Here is an 18299-nt window from a genome sequence, read left to right on the forward strand (position 1 = left end):
TGGCGTAACGCTGCGTTGCGAAGGCCGGAAATGGTACGCGAGCGGCCCTGCGCGGGCGAATCGGTTGCTAGCATCGCCGCCTCTTCGCGAGGACTTCGCCGGTGGACGTGTTGCTGCAGGGCATCGAAGCGGTGCTGGCGCCGGTGATCGGCGCGGTCAACCGCCTGTTGTGGGACTACTTCCTGACCTACGCGCTGCTCGCGGTGGGGCTGTTCTTCAGCCTGCGCCTGCGCTTCGTGCAGGTGCGCCGCTTCCCGCACATGCTGAAGGTGATCGGCCGCGGCACCGCCGGCGACGCCGCCGGCATCTCGCCGTTCCAGGCGCTGTGCACGACGCTGGCCGCGCGCGTGGGCACCGGCAACATCGCCGGGGTGGCGATCGCGATGGCGCTCGGCGGGCCGGGCGCGATCTTCTGGATGTGGTGCACCGCGGTGCTCGGCATGGCCACGGCCTACGCCGAAAGCGCGCTCGCCCAGCTCTACAAGGTGCGCGACGAGGCCGGCCAGTACCGCGGCGGGCCGGCGCACTACATGGCGCGCGGGCTGCGCCGGCGCTGGATGGGCACGCTGTTCGCGGCCTGCCTGCTGTTCTCCTACGGGCTGATCTTCAGCAGCGTGCAGGCGAACGCGATCGCGGGTTCGCTGCAGCACGCGTTCGGGTTCGGGCAGATGGAAATCGCGATCGGGCTGGTGCTGCTCACCGGCGTGGTGATCTTCGGCGGCCTGCGCTCGGTCGCGCGCTTCGCCGAATGGGTGGTGCCGTTCATGGCGCTGGGCTACCTCGGGCTGGCCGGCTGGGTGGTCCTCACCCACCTTGGGCAGGTGCCCGCCGCGTTCGCGCTGATCCTGCGCAGCGCGTTCGGGCTGGAGCCGGCGGTGGGCGGCGTGCTCGGCGGACTGGCCGCGGCCATGCTCAACGGCGTCAAGCGCGGGCTGTATTCGAACGAGGCCGGGCTCGGCAGCGCGCCGAACGTCGCCGCCGCCGCCTCGCCGGTGCCGCACCATCCGGCCAGCCAGGGCTTCGTGCAGTCGCTTGGCGTGTTCATCGACACCCTGCTGATCTGCACCGCGACCGCACTGATCATCCTGCTGTCGGGCACCTACGAGTTCGGCGCCAACGATGGCGTGGTGGTGACGCAGCGCGCGATGACGGTGTTCTTCGGCGACCACGGCAGCGCGTTCGTCGCGATCGCGCTGTTCTTCTTCGCGTTCACCACCATCCTCGGCAACTACTCGTACGCCGAGAGCGGCCTGGTCTACCTCGGCGGCGGCCACCGCGCGCTGCTCGCGCTGCGGCTGGCGGCGCTCGGCGTGATCGTGTGGGGCGTGTATTCGAAGGTGCAGCTGGTGTGGAACGCGGCGGACGCGGCGTTGGCGATCATGGCGACGATCAACCTGGTCGCGCTGGTCGGCCTGTCAGCCGTGGTGGTGAAGCTGACGCGCGACTACGAGGGTCAGCTCGCGCGCGGGCTTTCGCCGGAGTTCCACATCAGCCGCTATCCCGAACTGGGCGAGGGCGTGGACCACGCGATCTGGCGCGAGCGTGGGGAGTGAGAGAAGGCTCTTCTTGCCGCGGATCGACACGGATGAACACAGATAAAGCTTGATTCTTGCAAAGCCTTATCCGCGTTCATCTGCGCGGATCCGTGGCTCAAAGCGTTTCACGCCCGTCAGTGGCGGAAATGGCGGATGCCGGTGAACACCATCGCGATGCCGTGCTCGTCGGCGGCGGCGATCACTTCGGCGTCGCGCATCGAGCCGCCGGGCTGGATGACGGCGCGGATGCCGGCCGCGGCGGCGGCGTCGATGCCGTCGCGGAACGGGAAGAATGCATCGGAGGCCATCACCGAGCCGGGCACCGCGAGGCCGGCTTCCTCGGCCTTGAGCGCGGCGATCTTCGCGCTCACCACGCGGCTCATCTGGCCGGCGCCGACGCCGACGGTGCGGCCGTCCTTCGCGTAGACGATCGCGTTCGACTTGACGAACTTCGCCACCCGCCAAGCGAACAGCAGGTCGGCGAGCTCGGCCTCGGTGGGCGCGCGCTGCGTGACCACCTTCAGCTCCTCGCGCGCGACCTCGCGGATGTCGGCGGTCTGCACCAGCAGGCCGGAGCCGACGCGCTTGATGTCGATGGCGTTGCGGCCCTCGCCGTGCGGAATGCGCAGCACGCGCACGTTGGCCTTCTTCCTCGCGGCGTCGAGCGCGCCGGGCTCGTAATCGGGCGCGATCAGCACCTCGACGAACTGGCGTTCGAGGATCGTGCGCGCGGTCGCCGCATCGAGCGTGCGGTTGAAGGCGATGATGCCGCCGAACGCGGAGGTCGGATCGGTGGCGTAGGCCAGTTCGTAGGCGCTGCCGCAGTCGGGGCCTTGCGCCACGCCGCACGGGTTGGCGTGCTTGACGATCACGCACGCCGGTCGCTCGAACTGGCGCACGCACTCCCACGCGGCGTCGGCGTCGGCGAGGTTGTTGTAGCTGAGTTCCTTGCCCTGCAACTGGGCGAACGTCGCCAGCGTGCCCGGCACCGGCCACAGGTCGCGGTAGAACGCCGCCTGCTGGTGCGGGTTCTCGCCGTAGCGCAGATCCATCACCTTGACGAAGGTGCCGTTCTGCTGGGCCGGGAACAGCGCGCGCGTGCCGTCGTCCTGGATCGAGGAGAGCACGTCGCTGATGCAGGCGTCGTACTGGGCCACGCGGTTGAACGCGGCGACCGCGAGCGCGAAGCGGGTCTTCGCCGACAGCGTGCCGTCGTTGGCCTCGAGCTCGTCGACGAGCGCCGCGTACTGCGCGGGGTCGGTGGCCACCGCGACACGGGCGAAGTTCTTCGCCGCCGCGCGCAGCATGGCGGGGCCGCCGATGTCGATGTTCTCGATCAGCGCATCCAGCGACGCGCCGGGATCCGCCGAGACCTTCTCGAATGGATACAGGTTCAGCACCAGCAGATCGATCGGCGCGATGCCGTGCTCGGCCATCACCGCCTCGTCGATGCCGGGCCGGCCGAGCAGGCCGCCGTGCACCTTCGGATGCAGCGTCTTGACCCGGCCGTCCATGATCTCGGGGAAGCCGGTGACGTCGCTGACGTCGCGCACCGCAAGCCCCGCATCGCGCAGCGCCTTGGCGGTGCCGCCGGTGGAGAGCAGTTCGATGCCGCGAGCGGCCAGCGCCTGCGCGAGCTCGATCAGGCCGGTTTTGTCGGAAACGGACAGCAGGGCCCGGCGCACGGGCAGGCGGTCGGCGGTCATGCGGGGGAGAAGGGTGCGGGGAAGGCGCGGAATTATACCGGCCGCCTGCGCGCGGCCCTGCCGCCGTAGAGCGGTTTCAGCCGCGACCGGATGTCACCGGATGCCCGGCGGGTGCGGTTTCGAGCGATGCGCCATCGATTGCAGTCACAGGCGGATCGGGACTGAAGCCGCTCCTGCGCGACGACGAGCCGCCGCTCAGGCCAGGCCGTAATCGCGCAGTTTCTTGCGCAGGGTGGCGCGGTGGATGCCGAGCATCGCCGCCGCACGGCTCTGGTTGCCGTCGCAATGGCGCAGCACCTCGGCGAACAGCGGGATCTCCAGCTCGCGCAGCGCGATCTCGTAGAGGTTGTCGACGTCGCTGCCGTTCAGGTCGCCGAGGTAGCGGCGGATCGAGGTCGCGACGTGATCGCGCAGCGGCACGCGCGCGCTGGATCGGTCGGAACGGTCGCTGTTCGAGGGCGCCACGGCAGGTCACGCATCGAAGCCGCCGGTGCGGCGACGGCAGGCGAGTCTAGCGCCGCCGCGTCCGACGCGGCAACGCGACGCGGGCGGCAAGCCGGTGCGGCGGCGTGCGGCCATCGCTGCGCCCCCGCTCAGCGGAAGTCGAACACGTAGCCGACGATCTGCGGCGCCGGTTCGACCAGCCGCAGACGCAGCGCCGCGGTCTGGCCGGGCGCGATGAGCGGGCCCGCGTCGCGCGGCCGGTATTCGTCGGGGCGGAACGCGCGCGCGGCGACCGGCCCGTCGACGTTGGAAAGCTCGAGCCAGACCGTGGGCCAAGGCTGCGGCCAGCGCGCGTCGTTGCGGAAGCGGGCCTCGGCGACCAGCGTTCCGGGGGCGGCGGGGTCGGTGCGCACGCTGCGCGCCAGCAGCGCGAACGCCTCCGGTTCGCGCCACGGCGGAAGACTGCAGCCCAGCGCGCCGCACAGCGCTTCCAGCACGGGCCGCCAGCGCGCGTCCGCGGCCAGCGCATGCCGTTGCGCGAGCAGCAGTTGCAGCGCCAGCAGCAACGCCAGGCCCGCGACCGCGGCGATCAGCGGCCAGCGCCGCGGGCGCGCGGGACGCACGGGGACGACGCGCGGCGCCGCGCTCGTGGCCGGCGTCGGGTCGTCCTGCAACGTGGTCGACGTGGATTCGCTCATGGCCGGCCCCCTTCCGGATGCGCGTTCCGATCCGTGCGGCGCATCGTCCCCACCGGGGCGTGATGGCGACGCTCACGAAGGGCTATTCAACCACGGCGGATGCCGGTGACGCGCATCCAGTCGTCCTGCCGGTCGGCGCGCAGGTCGGCGAACGCGGAGGCATAACGCGCGATGACCTCGTCCTCCTGGCCGGCGAGGATGCCCGACAGCGCGATCCGCCCGCCCGGCGCCGTGCGCGCGGCGAGGACGTCGGCGAGCTCGATCAGCGCCGAGGCCAGGATGTTGGCGACCACCACCGGATACGCGTCCTGCGGCGCGGCGTCGGGCGAGAACACCGCGAGCCGGTCGGCCACGCCGTTGCGTTCGGCGTTGTCGCGGGTGGCGGTCAGCGCCTGCGGATCGTTGTCGATGCCGACCGCGCCGGCCGCGCCCAGTTTGAGGGCGGCGAGCGCGAGGATGCCGCTGCCGCAGCCGAAGTCGAGCACGCGCGCGCCATGCAGCGCGCCCTCGTCGGCGAGCGCGTCCAGCCACTGCAGGCACAAGGCCGTGGTGGGATGGGTACCGGAGCCGAACGCAAGGCCGGGATCGAGCCGCACCACCGCCGCATCCGCCGCGTCGGCGCCTTCGGGCAGCGCGTGATTCCACGGCACGATCCAGGTGCGGCGGCCGAACTTCAGCGGCACGTACTGGTCCAGCCAGGCGCGCTCCCAGTCCTGATCGGCGACGTCCTCGAAGCGCGCGCGGCTCCAGTCGAGGCCCGGATCGAACGCTTCGAGCGCGGCCAGCAGCACCAGCGGATCGGCGTCGTGCGGGAACAGCGCCGTCAGCGTCAGCTCCTCCCACAGCGGCGTCTCGCCCACGCCGGGCTCGAAAATGGCCTGCTCGTCCGGCGCATCGGCATGCGCATCGGCGAGCGTCACCGCCAGCGCGCCGACATCCTCGAGCGCGTGCTCGTAGCGGGGCTGCTCGCTGGCGCGGCAGGGCAGGGCGAGTTGCAGGTAGGGCACGGTCAGCCCTCCGTTGCGGCGCTTGGAGCAAGGGCCTGCTCGGCGGCCTGTTCGACGAGCGGCTTCAGTCGCACGGAGTGCAGACCATCGATGTGCTCGTAGAGGTCGTCGGAGATCGCCTGCCCCATCGGATTGAGGATGAAGTCGATGCCCTCGCGCCTTGCGAGCTTTGCCGCCGGCACGAAATCGGCATCGCCCGCGACCAGCACGATCTGGTCGACCAGGCGCTTGTAGGCCAGCGAAGCGATATCCAGTCCGATCTTCATGTCCACGGCCTTCTGCTTCACTCCGAGCTGGAAGTGGGCGTCTTGCAGATCGCCCCAGGCGAGCTCGCCCTTTCGAAGCCGCGTCAGCGTTTCGGATTTCAGAATCCAGTCCACCGGCTCGGCGAGCTTGCCGAGGCGGAGCGCGAGCTTGCGCTGTTGCCTCAGCGCCGAGTGAAGGGCGCGGCGGAAAACCGCTTCTTCGGTCTTGGAGAAATCCACCGAGCGCCCGCTCACCGGCAGGTGCATCTTCTTTTCGATCGGTGGGCAGTCATAGAAGAAGACGCGGTACAGCGCATCCCTGGAGCGTCCCGCGCGCCTGATGTGTTCCAGTGCGAGCGAAAACGCGGTGCGGGCGACGCTGGCCGGGTCGCGATGGTCCCGATCCGGAAATGCGCGCCTGGAACATTTGAGAAAGAAGGCGCCATCGATGAGAACAGCGGTCTTCATGTCCAATCCCTTGAAACACGACGCCCCCGGGCTCGGCTTTCGATGGATGACCGCATAAAGCGGATCGAAAGCGTACTGCCGGGGGCGGGATGGAGGCAGTCTAGGCCGGCTGCGCAACGCGGTCAACGTCGGCGGCCGAGTTCGTTCACCCGATCGCCAGCGACTTTTCCTTCTGCTCCTTCAGCCGCTTCTCGAGGTAGTGGATGTTCATGCCGCCCTGCTGGAAACCGGCGTCGGCCATGATGCGCTGCTGCAGCGGGATGTTGGTCTTGATGCCGTCGACGACCATCTCCGACAGCGCCACGCGCATGCGCGCGATCGCGATCTCGCGCGTCGGGCCGTGCACGATCAGCTTGCCGATCATCGAGTCGTAGTTCGGCGGCACGCGGTAGCCCTCGTAGATGTGGCTGTCCACCCGCACGCCGGGGCCGCCGGGCGCATGGAAGTGCTGGATCAGGCCGGGGCAGGGCATGAACGTGTCCGGATCCTCGGCGTTGATGCGGCACTCGATCGCATGGCCGCGCAGCACGACGTCTTCCTGGCGGATGCGCAGCTTCTCGCCGGCGGCGATGCGCAACTGCTCGGTCACCAGGTCGATGCCGGTCACCATCTCGGTCACCGGATGTTCGACCTGGATACGCGTGTTCATTTCGATGAAGTAGAAGCGGCCGTTCTCGTAGAGGAACTCGAACGTGCCGGCGCCGCGGTAGCCGATGCGGATGCAGGCGTCCACGCAGATGCGGCCGATCTCGGCGCGCTGCTCGGGCGTCAGGCCGGGCGCGGGCGACTCTTCCACGACCTTCTGGTGGCGGCGCTGCATCGAGCAGTCGCGCTCGCCGAGGTGGATGGCGTTGCCCTGGCCGTCGGCGAGCACCTGGATCTCCACGTGGCGCGGATTCTCCAGGAACTTCTCCATGTACACCATGTCGTTGCCGAACGCGGCCTTGGCTTCGGACTTGGTGGTCTGGATCGCGGCGTTGAGGTGCGCCTCGGTGTGCACCACACGCATGCCGCGGCCGCCGCCGCCGCCGGCGGCCTTGATGATCACCGGGTAGCCGATCTCGCGCGCGAGCTTGGCGTTGACCACCGCATCGTCGCCGAGCGGACCGCCGCTGCCTGGCACGCACGGCACGCCGGCCTCCTTCATCGCGCGGATCGCCTCGACCTTGTCGCCCATCAGACGGATCGTGTCCGGGCGCGGGCCGATGAAGATGAAACCCGACTTCTCCACCCGCTCGGCGAAGTCGGCGTTCTCCGACAGGAAGCCGTAGCCGGGGTGGATCGCCTGGGCGTCGGTGACCTCGGCGGCGGCGATGATCGCCGGCATGTTGAGGTAGCTCTCCGCCGACGGCGCCGGGCCGATGCAGACCGACTCGTCGGCCATCGCCACGTGCTTGAGATTGCGGTCGACGGTGGAGTGCACCGCGACCGTGCGGATGCCGAGCGCGTGGCAGGCGCGCAGGATACGCAGCGCGATTTCGCCGCGGTTGGCAATGACGACTTTATCGAGCATGGGAATGCCGGGAATCGGGAATGGGGAATCGGGAATCGTCAGAAGCGGTGCTCGACGGCATCGAGGCGGAAGCGTCCAGCGCATTCATCAACGCCGTGAGCTTGGCAAATACACGGTCGATGGCTTCTTCCAGCGCGGACAGTGGCGGCGCGAGCCCGAGCCGCAGGGCCAACTGGCGCTGCGTGTCCAGCTCCGACAGCGAGCCGCGCGCGTGGGAGAGAAAGCGAACGTACTCGCGCGTCGAGCGACGAGCCGCGCCTTCGGCGATGTTGCTTGGCACGCTCACGGCCGCCCGGCGCAGTTGCGCGGTGAGTCCGAAGCGCTCGGTATCCGGGAATGTGGACGAGAAACGGTAGGCAAGCTCCACCAGCGTCATGGCGTCCTGCCAGACGTCCAGCCGCTCGTGCGGTCGCTTGCGCGATTCCCGATTCCCCATTCCCGATTCCCGCCGCTCAGCCGATCACGAAAAGGGGCTGATCGAACTCGACCGGCTGGCCGTTCTCGACGGCGATCTTCAGCACCGTGCCGGAGACGTCGGCCTCGATCGGGTTGAACATCTTCATCGCCTCGATGATGCCGAGCGTGTCGCCGGCCTTGACCTGCTGGCCGACGGTGACGAACGGCGGCTTGTCCGGCGACGGCGAGGCGTAGAACGTGCCGACCATCGGCGAGCGCACGACGTGGCCGTCGGGGAGGTCGGCACCGGTGCGCGCGGCCCCACCGGTGGCGGCGTCGGTCGGCGAATGCATCGGCATCGGCGTCGGGCGCTCGGCCGCGGCGGCCGCGGCGGCCGGCGCGGCCGGCATGTGGACGACCTGCGGCGCTGCCATGGCGCCGGTCGGCACGCGCGATAGGCGCACCGATTCCTCGCCTTCCTTGATCTCGATCTCGGCGAGGTTCGACTCTTCCAGCAGGTCAATGAGTTTCTTGATCTTGCGCAGGTCCATGGGCGGGTTCCGGTCGATCGTTCGGAGAGCGGGCCAGGCCTTCGAGGAAGGCGTGGAGGATGCGTTCGCCGTGCGGCCATTCGGTCGCTACGGTGGCTTCGGGCGTCTCGAACCAGGCGAGCTGGAGGGTGTCGCCGGCGTCGTCGGCCACGATCAGGTACTGCAGCTTCGTCACGGGCAGGCGCGAATCGTCCAGGAACTGGACCTCGTGCACGGTCATGCCCGCGCGCAGCGTGGCGGTGGCCGTGCGCGCGCCGGCGTGGCGCTTGGCCATCAGGGCGGCGAAGCCGGCCGCGTACTCGCTCGGCGCAATCCCCTGGCGAGCGCGGAAACCGTCGAAGCGGTTGAGCGAGAAGCCGGTGAGAAAGCCGCCCTCGGCGTCGATGTTCTGTTTGGTCACGAACAGCGCCTTGGCACCGTCGGGCGCCTCGGTGCGCACGTGCCAGCCCGGCGGGATCACCACGTGGGCGCCCGTGGTCGGATCCCGATGGGCGCGGTGGGAGGTCGCCGCGGCCGGCGCGGGCTCCGCAACGGCGGAGGGGGTCGCGGAGGCGGTCGCGGTGGCGAAGGCGAGCAGCAGGTTCAGCAGTGTCATGCGGGCTTCCTTGCGAGGTGGGCGAAAGCGGCATCCAGCGCGTAGCGGTAGCTGTCGGCGCCGAACCCGCAGACCACGCCGACCGCCCTGTCGCTGAAGTAGCTGACGTGGCGAAACGGCTCGCGGGCGTGCGGGTTGGACAGGTGGACTTCGATGTAGGGGATCGCCGCCGCCGCCAGCGCGTCGCGCAGGGCGACGCTGGTGTGGGTGAAGGCGGCCGGGTTGATCAGGATGAAGGCGGTGCCGTCCGCGCGCGCCGCCTGCACGCGGTCCACCAGCACGTGCTCGGCGTTGGACTGCAGGCTGGCGTAGCGGTGGCCGGCGGCTTCGGTGCGGGCGCGCAGGTCGGCGTCGATCTCCTCCAGCGTGGCGCGGCCGTAGACCTCCGGCTCGCGCGTGCCGAGCAGGTTGAGGTTGGGGCCGTGCAGGACGAGCAACTGGGCCATGCGGGGCGGCAAAGGGCGAAGGCGCGCAGTGTGCGTGAAGCCTTCGACGGATGTCCAGCAGTTCGCTGCCGTATCGACGAAGATCGGCGGGGATCGCGCGACCTGCGGGGCTCGCGGGTCAACGTGCCGCCCAGCCGGTCACTTCGCCGCGCGCGAACGGGCCGATCTTCTGCCGCACGATGCGCCCCTCGCCGTCCACCAGCACGGTGTACGGCAGCACGCCGCGGACGTTGCCCAGCCGCACGCTGCTGTCGGCGGGGCCGGGGCGGTCGAGCAGGATCGGATAGACCACCGGGACGCGGCCGAGGAAGGCGCGCACGGCATCGGCTTCGTCCAGCGCGATGCCGACCACCTGGACGCCGTTCGGCCCCTGGCTGCGGGCGAAGCGGTCCAATTCCGGCATCTCCTCGACGCACGGCGCGCACCAGCTCGCCCAGAAATTGATCAGCAGCGGCCGGCCGCGGTACGCGGCGGGCAGGGCGATGGGGCTGCCATCGAGGCGGTCGAGGGCCAGCCCCGGCATCGGGTCGCCGCGCCGCGCCACCGGCACCGGTGCGGGGGGCGCGGCGCGCTCGGCGGCCTCGAGCAGCAGGCGTTGGCCGGTTTCGGTGCGCAGCAGCGGGTTGAAGTCCTGACGCCACAGGCCGACCACCGCGCCCAGCAGCCCCGCCGCCAGCGCCACCGCGATCACCGTGCCGGTGCCGCGCTTCATGGCCCGCCGCCTGCGGCCTGCCGCAGCGCGTCCTCCACCAGTCCGGGCGTCAGCACGGTCGGCAGCACGCGGCCTTCGCCGCCGTCGCGCGGGTAGACGACGTACAGCGGCACGCCCACCGCCTTGTGCCGCTGCAGGAAGGCGGTCAGCGCGGGGTCGACGTCGGTCCAGTCGCCGACCATGTAGACCGCGCCGCTGGCCGCGAGCGCGCGGGCGAAGCGGCCATCGCCGAACACCGCGCGTTCGTTGACCTTGCAGGTGATGCACCAGTCGGCGGTGACGTTGACGAACACCACCCGTCCGGCCGCGCGCAGCTCGGCCAGGCGCTGCTCGGAGAACGGCACCGGCGCGAGCGCGCCCGCGGCCGCCTGCGGCTGCGTCGCGCCTTCACGCGGCAGGCGATGGATCGCCGCCAGCGGCGCCAGCGTGGCCAGCAGCGCCAGCGCCGTAAGGCCCAGCGCCCAGCGTCGTCCGGCGCGCGCCCGTGTCCACGCCCACAGCGCCAGCGCCAGCAGCACCGCCGCCACCAGCAGCGCGCCGACCGCATCGGCGCCGCGCTGGCGCGCCAGCACCCAGGCCAGCCAGGCCGCGGTGGCGTACAGCGGGAACGCCAGGAACTGGCGCAGCGTCTCCATCCAGGCGCCCGGTCGCGGCAGCCGGTGGGCCAGCGCCGGTACCAGGCCGACCAGCAGGAACGGCAGCGCCAGTCCGACGCCGAGCGCCAGGAACACCGCCAGCGCGGTGGCGGGCGCCGCGGTGAACGCCCACGCCAGCGCGGCGCCCATGAACGGCGCGGTGCAGGGCGTGGCCACCACCACCGCCAGTACGCCGGTGAAGAAGTCGCCCGCCAGCCCGCCGCGGCTGGCCAGGCCGTGGCCGATGCCGGTCCACGCCCCGCCCAGGTGCCAGACGCCGGACAGGCTCAGGCCCAGCGCCAGCATCACCAGCGCCAGCGCGGCCACCACCAGCGGCTGCTGGAGCTGGAAGCCCCAGCCCAGCGCGACGCCCGCCTCGCGCAGACCGATCGCCAGCGCCCCCAGCGCCGCGAAGCTGACCAGCACGCCGGCGGTGTAGGCGAGCGCCTGGCGTCGCGCGACCGCCGGGCTCTGGCCGTTGCCGGCCAGCGACAGCGCCTTCAGCGACAGCACCGGCAGCACGCACGGCATCAGGTTGAGCACGATTCCGCCGAGCAGCGCCAGCAGCAGCGCCGACCACAGGCCGAGATGGGCGCCGCGCGGGGCGACGCCCGGAGGCGGCGGGGTGCGCGGCACCTCGCCGTTCGCCGCGGCTTCCGTTGCGGGCGGGGGGCTCGTGGCCGCCGTCGCGCCGGCCGCGGGTGCGGGCCCGGCTCCGGACACGGGCGGCGCGGAGGCCGGGGCCGGCGTTGCGGCGGCGCTCTCCTTGCCGCCGACACCCGCGGCCGCCGGCGTGCCGCCCGCCGGCAGCGACAGGCGCACCGTGCGCGTCATCGGCGGGTAGCAGATCCCGTCCGTCTGGCAGCCCTGGAACGTGGCCGTCAGCGTGGCTTCGGCGGCCGCGGTGCGCGTGCGCTGCAGCGGCACGCGCACGTCGATCGGCTCGAAATACACGGCCACCTGGCCGAAATGCTCGTCCTTCCACGGCGTCGCCTGCGGCCAGCGCGGCCGGCCGAGCGCGACCCCGCCGCCGTCGGCGGTCAGCTTCAGCGTGGTGCGGTCGCGGTAGAGGTAGTAGCCCGGCGCGGGCGCGAAGCGCAGCAGCAGGGCGTCCGCGCCGTCGGCGATCGCCTCGAAGCCGAACGCCTGCGCTTCCGGCAGCGGTGCGCTCTGCCCGGCGATCCGCGCCAGCAGCCCGCCGCCCGGCGCCCCGGCGCCGCCGCGGGAGGCGGCCAGCGGCGGCTCCGTGCTCGCGGGCAGCGCCACGGTCAGGGTGCGCGTCTGCGGCGGGTAGCAGATGCCGGCGTCCGCGCAGCCCTGGTACTTCACGGTCAGTTGCGTGCGCGCCGCGCGTGCCTGGCCGGGCAGGCGCGCGACCAGCTCGCCGCGGTAGGTCTCCACGCGGCCGAAGAACTCGTCCTCGTGCGCCTCGCCCTTGGGGAGCTGCAGCGGCTGCGCGGCGAAGCCGGCATCGGTCTTCGCCGAGGTGCGGTGGCGATAGAGGTAGTAGCCGTCCGCGATCGCCCAGCGGATCACGATCGCATCCGGTCCGTCGGCGCGGGCGCTGAGCACGAACGCCTGGTCGACCGGCAGCAGATCGTCCGGTTCGATCGCGTATGCCGGTGCGGCGGACAGCGCGAGCAGGGCGAGCGCGCCGCCCGCCAGGCGGCGCAGAACGGAGGAGAAACGGCTCATGCGGTCTGCTCGGCGATCCACTGCAGGTAAGGCGCCCATCCGCCCTGCGCTTCGACCGCCACCAGCTCGGGCAGTTCGTACGGGTGCAGTGCGCGCAGGCGCTCGGCGAGCGCCTGCAGCCGCGGACGGGTGGTCTTGATCAGGAGTTGCACCTCCTCGGCCTCCTCCACCGCCCCCTGCCAGCGGTAGGTCGAACGCGCGCCCGGCAGCCGGGTCACGCAGGCGGCCAGACCCTCGCCGACCAGCGCGCGGGCGATGGCGTCGGCGCTGGCGGCATCCGGGCAGGTGCTGAAGACGAGCAGGACGGTCGGTGCGGACATGGCGGCCAGTGTACCGGACGCGCTCCGGGCGGCCCCGTGCCATCCGGGAGGCCCGGCGCCGGCGCCCGCTACAGCGGCGGCCGGCGCTGGGCGCGGCTGCGGCCGGTCCGCAGTTCGGCCATCTGCTCGGCGATCTCCACCAGCGGCGCACGGGCGCGGATGGGCAGGTCGCGGAAGGCGACGATCAGGCGCAATTCGAGCGGATCGTCCACCAGCAGCGCCTCCGCCGCCGCCACCGAGGCCATTTCCTCGTCGGGCGAGAGCGTCATCCGGCCGCGGCCGGTCGCCAGCCACTCGAACTGCACGCCGGTGACCAGGGCCACCTGCCGCATGTGCTCGGTGCTGGGGGACTTGCCCTGCGCCGTTTCCCAGTGGCTCACCGCGCTGCGCTGCACGCCCACGGCCGCCGCCAGGGCGGCCTGCGAAAGGCCGGCGTGCCGGCGGGCGAGGCGGATGCGCTGCTGCGGTGACATGGCGGTGCGGCTCGCGGGGGGAACGACGACGGGCTCTCGACGGGCGCCCGGGCACCCTGATGACACCCGGCTGCCTGTAGTAACGCCGATACCGGATTTGTCGTCAAGTCGCTTACTTGGGGTAGCAGTGCCCGCTGCGGGCCTTGCCGTTTGTGGCGGAATGGCCGGGCTTGGCTACCGAAGGTAACTGAGACGTCGCTGGCAATTTGCCCGCCGCCGCGAAACACTGGCCTTGCCGGCAGGGAGCTGGCGCGACAAGCCGTCGGTACGAGGGCAGGGCGCAGGACAGCGCCGCGCTTAGGACGGCCTGCCACGGACCAAAAAGAGCGCGTTCCAGCGGACGCGCTCTTTTCTTTTGCGCGCCCGCCGCGCGCGCCCTGCGGACCTGCGCCGGCCGGTCGCGGTTTGCCGGGATGCGAAAAAAGTTCTGCTCGCCCCCTTGAAAGGCCGCGCGGCCCCCCCATCTCGCACCCGTCCCGGTTCGCCGGGCTTTTTCGCGGCCGCCGGTTGGCACTCGCCTCCGGAGACTGCTAAAGCTTCGCGATTTCCCTCGATACTTCAACCACTTAGAGGTTGCCAATGAACATCAAGCCGCTCTACGACCGCGTGGTCATCAAGCGCATGGAAGAGGAGAAGGTGTCCGCCGGCGGGATCGTCATCCCGGACACGGCCGCCGAGAAGCCGATCAAGGGCGAGGTCGTCGCGGTGGGCGAGGGCAAGGTGCTCGACAACGGCAGCGTGCGCGCCCCGAAGGTCAAGGTCGGCGACAAGGTGCTGTTCGGCAAGTACGCCGGCACCGAGGTGAAGCTGGACGGCACCGAGTACCTCGTGGTCCGCGAGGACGACGTGTTCGCGGTCCTCGGCTGATCGACCGCGCGGGAATCGGGAATGGGGAATCGGGAATCGTTCCAGCGCCCGCGCTGACGTTCCTACGCCTCGCCGGTTCCTGCGCCGATCGCCCTTTTTTCGACGACTCTCCATTCCCGATTCTCGATTACCGGAGTAACACCCATGGCTGCCAAAGAGATCCGTTTCGGTGAGGACGCGCGCACCCGCATGCTGCGCGGCGTCAACATCCTCGCCAATGCCGTCAAGGCCACCCTCGGCCCGAAGGGCCGCAACGTCGTGCTCGAGAAGAGCTTCGGCGCGCCGACGATCACCAAGGACGGCGTGTCCGTCGCCAAGGAGATCGAGCTGGCCGACAAGTTCGAGAACATGGGCGCGCAGATGGTGAAGGAGGTCGCCTCCAAGACCTCCGACAACGCCGGTGACGGCACCACCACCGCCACCGTGCTGGCGCAGGCGATGATCCGCGAGGGCATGAAGGCGGTCGCCGCCGGCTTCAACCCGATGGACCTCAAGCGCGGCATCGACAAGGCGGTGACCGCCGCGGTCGAGGAGCTGAAGAAGATCAGCAAGCCGTGCTCGACCAGCAAGGAGATCGCCCAGGTCGGCGCGATCTCGGCCAACTCCGACCAGAACATCGGCGATCTGATCGCCAAGGCGATGGACAAGGTCGGCAAGGAAGGCGTGATCACCGTCGAGGACGGCTCGGGCCTGGAGAACGAGCTGGACGTGGTCGAGGGCATGCAGTTCGACCGCGGCTACCTGTCGCCGTACTTCATCAACAACCAGCAGTCGATGCAGGCCGAGCTGGAGGATCCGTTCATCCTGCTGCACGACAAGAAGATCAGCTCGGTGCGCGACCTGCTGCCGGTGCTCGAGGGCGTCGCCAAGGCCGGCAAGCCGCTGCTGATCGTCGCCGAGGAAGTCGAGGGCGAGGCGCTGGCCACGCTGGTGGTCAACACCATCCGCGGCATCGTCAAGGTGTGCGCGGTCAAGGCGCCGGGCTTCGGTGACCGCCGCAAGGCGATGCTGGAAGACATGGCCGTCCTCACCGGCGGTACCGTGATCTCCGAGGAAGTCGGCCTGCAGCTCGAGAAGGCCACGTTGAAGGATCTCGGCCGCGCCAAGAAGGTCGTGGTCTCGAAGGAGAACACCACGATCATCGACGGCGCCGGCGATGCCAGCAACATCCAGGCGCGCATCAAGCAGATCAAGGCGCAGATCGAGGAGACCACCTCCGACTACGACCGCGAGAAGCTGCAGGAGCGCGTGGCCAAGCTGGCCGGCGGCGTGGCGGTGATCAAGGTCGGCGCCGCGACCGAGGTCGAGATGAAGGAGAAGAAGGCGCGCGTCGAGGACGCGCTGCACGCGACGCGCGCCGCGGTCGAGGAAGGCATCGTGCCGGGCGGCGGCGTGGCGCTGCTGCGCGCGCGCGCTGCGATCGCCGAGCTCAAGGGCAGCAACGACGACCAGAACCACGGCATCCAGATCGCGCTGCGCGCGATGGAAGCGCCGCTGCGCGAGATCGTCACCAACGCCGGCGAGGAGCCGTCGGTCATCGTCAACCGCGTGAAGGAAGGCAACGGCAGCTTCGGCTACAACGCGGCCACCGGCGAGTTCGGCGACATGCTCGAGATGGGCATCCTCGACCCGACCAAGGTGACCCGCACCGCGCTGCAGAACGCCGCCTCGATCGCCGGCCTGATGATCACCACCGAGGCGATGGTCGGCGAGCTGCCGAAGAAGGACGAGAAGGCCGCCGGCGCCGGCATGGGCGGCATGGGCGACATGGATTTCTGATCCGCTCGCACTCGTTCCTTGGTACCCGAAAGGCCCCGCTTCGGCGGGGCCTTTCTCCATGCGCGGCTGCGCGCCGATGGCACAACGCGTCGATGGCACAAGCGCCGATGGGCCAACGGACTACATCGCCATCGCCCGCCCGCCTCGCCCGGGACCCTCCACCTCCACGGCATGCATCGGAGCCGCCGGCGCCAGCAGCTCGCGTTGCCGCGCCCGCTCCAGATCGTCCACCTGCCGATACCGCTGCTCGGCCGGTTGCGACAGCGCGTCGGCGGTGAACATGTGGGTGCGGTTGGCGGCCGGGTCGGCGCTGGCATGCGGGCCGGTGCGCGCCAGATGCAGGATCTCGCCCGCCGCGTGGGTGTCCGTTGGCCGGTTGAAGGCAAGGACAAGCTCGTCTTCGGCGGTGAACCCCGCCTTCTTCGCCATGAGCAACGCGCTGCCGGCCAGTCGCTCGCTGAACTCGTCCCAACCCTTGCCGGCCTCGCGGTCGAGCGTGCGCACGCGCTCGCGCAGCTTCTCCAGCAAGGCGTGGTCGGGATGACCGGGGTCGGCGGGCGTGCGCGCCCGGGCAGCCGGCGTTTCGTCGCGCAACCGTTCGGCCGTCTCGATGGGCCAGACATGCCGGTGCGTGCCCGCCGTGTGCTGGAACAGGCGCGCGCCGGGCGGCCGGGTGCCGAGGTCGTAGTACGGCAGCGGTTGCGTGTGCCTGCCCAGGTCGATGCCGTTCTCCTCCAGCAGCTTCTCGCTCAACCGCAGCCGTGCCAGGTCCAGCGCCATCTGCGGCGAGGTCGTGCCCGGCCGTGGCGGGTGGAAGTGGCGCTCCATCTGGGCGATGTAGCTCACCGCGCTGCGGGCGTAGTAGTTGACGTAGTCGGAGCGGCCGAGCGGGCCCAGCTTGGCGTCCGAAGCGGCCTTGTCGAAGAAGTTTCGGCCCATCGCCTCCACGTTGGCGGGCGAGGGACTCAGGCTGAGGTCGGCGTTGAGGGTGAGGCCGGGTTTCAGGGTGTAAACCGCGCCATTGCGGTCGATGAAGTCTGCCGTCCTGCCGGGTTGGGCGTCATAGATGTCCTGCAGGCTCGGGTTCGGATTCGTGCTCCTGACCCGGCTGACGAGCGCATTCCAGCCGGCGATCTGCGCGCTGGCCTCGTCGCGGCGGTTCTGCGCCAGACGCGCGGCGAGCGGTGCGGTGTAGTCGCGCGGCGCCAGATCGCGCTCGGCGATCCGGCGCACGGCATTCGCGAAATCGGCGTTGGATTTTTGCGTGGCGGCGCGGTTGAAGCCGTGCTGCAGTTCGTGGCCGAGTACGAAGGTGATTTCACCTGCATTCTCCAGCGCGGTTTGGCTTTGACGTGACCCGGGCGGTGGCGTCGTCAACGGGGCCAGCGGCAGCCGCATGGCGCGGTCGATCGGATCGTACTCGCCGCCGGCGTTGGGGTTGGTCAGCGGCACGATCGTCTTCAGATGGCCCTGGGCGACGGCCGCGTTGATCTGGTCGATCAGGACAGGCGAGGCCTGGATGGCGGCCTGCAGGTTGTTCAGTTGATCCTGGGTGACACCGGGCTGGCGGCCGAACGCGGCGACGATGGTCCGTGCCTGCGGGCTGAGGGTGGACATCCCGTTCCTCCATGAATCAGAAGATGCGGATCATGCTGATGCAGTCGTGCAGCACCTTCTCGGGTGGATCGTTGGCTTCGCCGCGTGGGTACACATCGATCCGCATTTCGAGCAGGCCATCCTGCATCCTGTCGAAGGTGTACTTCATCAAACGGCCTTGCCTCGGCGAGTCGTCATAGGTGCCCGTGTCCGGATCGTAGGCGGGTTGGGGCGGCGAGTCGTAGTACGCCTGTTTCGAGAAGCCCATCGCCTCCAGTTCGGACGAGAACCGGTCTACATCGAGCTGACAGATGTCCGTCATGTCCGGCGAGGTGCCCGGCGGCTGTGGATCGAAGCTGAACATGAACCGGCCGTACTTCGCGCTGTAGTCGAAACCGTGCAGCCACCGGGGCGCGACGCGCTCGTAGTAGCGGTACCCATCCGCCGAGCGGTCCAGCTCGACCCCCATCACCTGACTCACCCGCTCGGGTGTGAAATCGCTCAGGGTTCTGCTCGTGCGAATCAACTCCAGCAGACGGGTCAATGCCTCCTCCGCCGTCAGCTTGGGCCGGATCGGCGTGGCATCGGATTCCGTAGGGGTGGGCGAGGTCATGGCGG

General features: G+C 70.4%; 19 protein-coding genes. 3 read left to right on the top strand and 16 right to left on the bottom strand.

What is annotated here, in order from left to right:
• Positions 1-101: 101 nt before the first annotated feature.
• On the top strand, positions 102-1553 hold the full coding sequence (locus FQY64_RS06325) for an alanine/glycine:cation symporter family protein (protein WP_222431766.1): 1452 nt from the start codon (positions 102-104) through the stop codon (positions 1551-1553).
• A gap of 116 nt (positions 1554-1669) precedes the next feature.
• Here the strand turns inward: FQY64_RS06325 and purH are convergent, their stop codons facing one another.
• From purH to FQY64_RS06395, 14 genes are all read right to left on the bottom strand, one after another.
• Positions 1670-3241, bottom strand: a complete 1572-nt coding sequence (gene purH, locus FQY64_RS06330; RefSeq protein WP_146473031.1) for a bifunctional phosphoribosylaminoimidazolecarboxamide formyltransferase/IMP cyclohydrolase — start codon at positions 3239-3241, stop codon at positions 1670-1672.
• Between the two features lie 195 nt (positions 3242-3436).
• Positions 3437-3706, bottom strand: a complete 270-nt coding sequence (fis, locus tag FQY64_RS06335; RefSeq protein ID WP_146473033.1) for a DNA-binding transcriptional regulator Fis — start codon at positions 3704-3706, stop codon at positions 3437-3439.
• A 128-nt stretch (positions 3707-3834) separates the two neighbouring features.
• Positions 3835-4383, bottom strand: coding sequence for a DUF3426 domain-containing protein (locus tag FQY64_RS06340; protein WP_146473035.1), 549 nt, complete (start codon positions 4381-4383; stop codon positions 3835-3837).
• A gap of 86 nt (positions 4384-4469) precedes the next feature.
• Positions 4470-5390 carry a 50S ribosomal protein L11 methyltransferase gene (gene prmA, locus FQY64_RS06345; protein WP_146473037.1) on the bottom strand — a complete coding sequence of 307 codons (921 nt, stop codon included), beginning with the start codon at positions 5388-5390 and terminating at the stop codon, positions 4470-4472.
• 2 nt (positions 5391-5392) lie between these two features.
• Positions 5393-6103, bottom strand: coding sequence for an NYN domain-containing protein (locus tag FQY64_RS06350; protein WP_146473039.1), 711 nt, complete (start codon positions 6101-6103; stop codon positions 5393-5395).
• A gap of 145 nt (positions 6104-6248) precedes the next feature.
• Positions 6249-7616 carry an acetyl-CoA carboxylase biotin carboxylase subunit gene (gene accC / locus FQY64_RS06355; RefSeq protein ID WP_146473041.1) on the bottom strand — a complete coding sequence of 456 codons (1368 nt, stop codon included), beginning with the start codon at positions 7614-7616 and terminating at the stop codon, positions 6249-6251.
• On the bottom strand, positions 7606-8052 hold the full coding sequence (locus FQY64_RS06360; protein WP_146473043.1) for a four helix bundle protein: 447 nt from the start codon (positions 8050-8052) through the stop codon (positions 7606-7608). The genes accC and FQY64_RS06360 overlap by 11 nt, the downstream gene beginning before the upstream one ends.
• 16 nt (positions 8053-8068) lie before the next feature.
• On the bottom strand, positions 8069-8563 hold the full coding sequence (accB, locus tag FQY64_RS06365; protein ID WP_146473045.1) for an acetyl-CoA carboxylase biotin carboxyl carrier protein: 495 nt from the start codon (positions 8561-8563) through the stop codon (positions 8069-8071).
• Complete coding sequence (locus FQY64_RS06370) at positions 8532-9158, bottom strand: hypothetical protein (RefSeq protein ID WP_146473047.1); 627 nt, start codon at positions 9156-9158, stop codon at positions 8532-8534. Before FQY64_RS06370 ends, accB begins: the two co-directional genes overlap by 32 nt.
• Positions 9155-9604 (bottom strand): type II 3-dehydroquinate dehydratase, encoded by a 450-nt coding sequence (gene aroQ, locus FQY64_RS06375; protein ID WP_146473049.1) that lies wholly within the window; start codon positions 9602-9604, stop codon positions 9155-9157. The genes FQY64_RS06370 and aroQ overlap by 4 nt, the downstream gene beginning before the upstream one ends.
• A 118-nt stretch (positions 9605-9722) precedes the next feature.
• On the bottom strand, positions 9723-10316 hold the full coding sequence (locus FQY64_RS06380; RefSeq protein WP_146473052.1) for a TlpA family protein disulfide reductase: 594 nt from the start codon (positions 10314-10316) through the stop codon (positions 9723-9725).
• Positions 10313-12646: a protein-disulfide reductase DsbD family protein gene (locus FQY64_RS06385; protein ID WP_146473054.1), complete on the bottom strand. Its 2334-nt coding sequence runs from the start codon at positions 12644-12646 to the stop codon at positions 10313-10315. The genes FQY64_RS06380 and FQY64_RS06385 overlap by 4 nt, the downstream gene beginning before the upstream one ends.
• Entirely contained in the window at positions 12643-12966 is a 324-nt protein-coding gene (cutA, locus tag FQY64_RS06390) for a divalent-cation tolerance protein CutA (protein WP_146473056.1), read from the bottom strand. The genes FQY64_RS06385 and cutA overlap by 4 nt, the downstream gene beginning before the upstream one ends.
• 68 nt (positions 12967-13034) lie before the next feature.
• Complete coding sequence (locus FQY64_RS06395; RefSeq protein WP_146473058.1) at positions 13035-13439, bottom strand: helix-turn-helix transcriptional regulator; 405 nt, start codon at positions 13437-13439, stop codon at positions 13035-13037.
• 579 nt (positions 13440-14018) lie between these two features.
• Between FQY64_RS06395 and groES the strand changes: the two genes are divergently transcribed.
• A complete protein-coding gene (groES, locus tag FQY64_RS06400) occupies positions 14019-14306 on the top strand; it encodes a co-chaperone GroES (protein ID WP_146473060.1) in 288 nt (95 codons plus the stop codon).
• Positions 14307-14450: 144 nt separating this feature from the next.
• Complete coding sequence (groL, locus tag FQY64_RS06405; protein WP_146473062.1) at positions 14451-16085, top strand: chaperonin GroEL; 1635 nt, start codon at positions 14451-14453, stop codon at positions 16083-16085.
• A 120-nt stretch (positions 16086-16205) separates the two neighbouring features.
• Here the strand turns inward: groL and FQY64_RS06410 are convergent, their stop codons facing one another.
• Positions 16206-17702: an XVIPCD domain-containing protein gene (locus tag FQY64_RS06410; RefSeq protein WP_146473064.1), complete on the bottom strand. Its 1497-nt coding sequence runs from the start codon at positions 17700-17702 to the stop codon at positions 16206-16208.
• Between the two features lie 16 nt (positions 17703-17718).
• Positions 17719-18294, bottom strand: a complete 576-nt coding sequence (locus tag FQY64_RS06415; protein ID WP_146473066.1) for a hypothetical protein — start codon at positions 18292-18294, stop codon at positions 17719-17721.
• Between the last annotated feature and the right edge of the window lie 5 nt (positions 18295-18299).

The sequence above is a fragment of the Vulcaniibacterium thermophilum genome, from assembly GCF_007923255.1.
GTDB lineage: Bacteria > Pseudomonadota > Gammaproteobacteria > Xanthomonadales > Xanthomonadaceae > Lysobacter_F > Lysobacter_F thermophilum.

Coding starts and splice junctions, on each gene's coding strand:
- purH (WP_146473031.1), bottom strand. CDS start 3,241: ATGACCGCCGACCGCCTGCCCGTGCGCCGGGCCCTGCTGTCCGTTTCC.
- FQY64_RS06340 (WP_146473035.1), bottom strand. CDS start 4,383: ATGAGCGAATCCACGTCGACCACGTTGCAGGACGACCCGACGCCGGCC.
- FQY64_RS06350 (WP_146473039.1), bottom strand. CDS start 6,103: ATGAAGACCGCTGTTCTCATCGATGGCGCCTTCTTTCTCAAATGTTCC.
- accC (WP_146473041.1), bottom strand. CDS start 7,616: ATGCTCGATAAAGTCGTCATTGCCAACCGCGGCGAAATCGCGCTGCGT.
- FQY64_RS06360 (WP_146473043.1), bottom strand. CDS start 8,052: ATGGGGAATCGGGAATCGCGCAAGCGACCGCACGAGCGGCTGGACGTC.
- accB (WP_146473045.1), bottom strand. CDS start 8,563: ATGGACCTGCGCAAGATCAAGAAACTCATTGACCTGCTGGAAGAGTCG.
- FQY64_RS06370 (WP_146473047.1), bottom strand. CDS start 9,158: ATGACACTGCTGAACCTGCTGCTCGCCTTCGCCACCGCGACCGCCTCC.
- aroQ (WP_146473049.1), bottom strand. CDS start 9,604: ATGGCCCAGTTGCTCGTCCTGCACGGCCCCAACCTCAACCTGCTCGGC.
- FQY64_RS06380 (WP_146473052.1), bottom strand. CDS start 10,316: ATGAAGCGCGGCACCGGCACGGTGATCGCGGTGGCGCTGGCGGCGGGG.
- FQY64_RS06385 (WP_146473054.1), bottom strand. CDS start 12,646: ATGAGCCGTTTCTCCTCCGTTCTGCGCCGCCTGGCGGGCGGCGCGCTC.
- cutA (WP_146473056.1), bottom strand. CDS start 12,966: ATGTCCGCACCGACCGTCCTGCTCGTCTTCAGCACCTGCCCGGATGCC.
- FQY64_RS06395 (WP_146473058.1), bottom strand. CDS start 13,439: ATGTCACCGCAGCAGCGCATCCGCCTCGCCCGCCGGCACGCCGGCCTT.
- groES (WP_146473060.1), top strand. CDS start 14,019: ATGAACATCAAGCCGCTCTACGACCGCGTGGTCATCAAGCGCATGGAA.
- groL (WP_146473062.1), top strand. CDS start 14,451: ATGGCTGCCAAAGAGATCCGTTTCGGTGAGGACGCGCGCACCCGCATG.
- FQY64_RS06410 (WP_146473064.1), bottom strand. CDS start 17,702: ATGTCCACCCTCAGCCCGCAGGCACGGACCATCGTCGCCGCGTTCGGC.
- FQY64_RS06415 (WP_146473066.1), bottom strand. CDS start 18,294: ATGACCTCGCCCACCCCTACGGAATCCGATGCCACGCCGATCCGGCCC.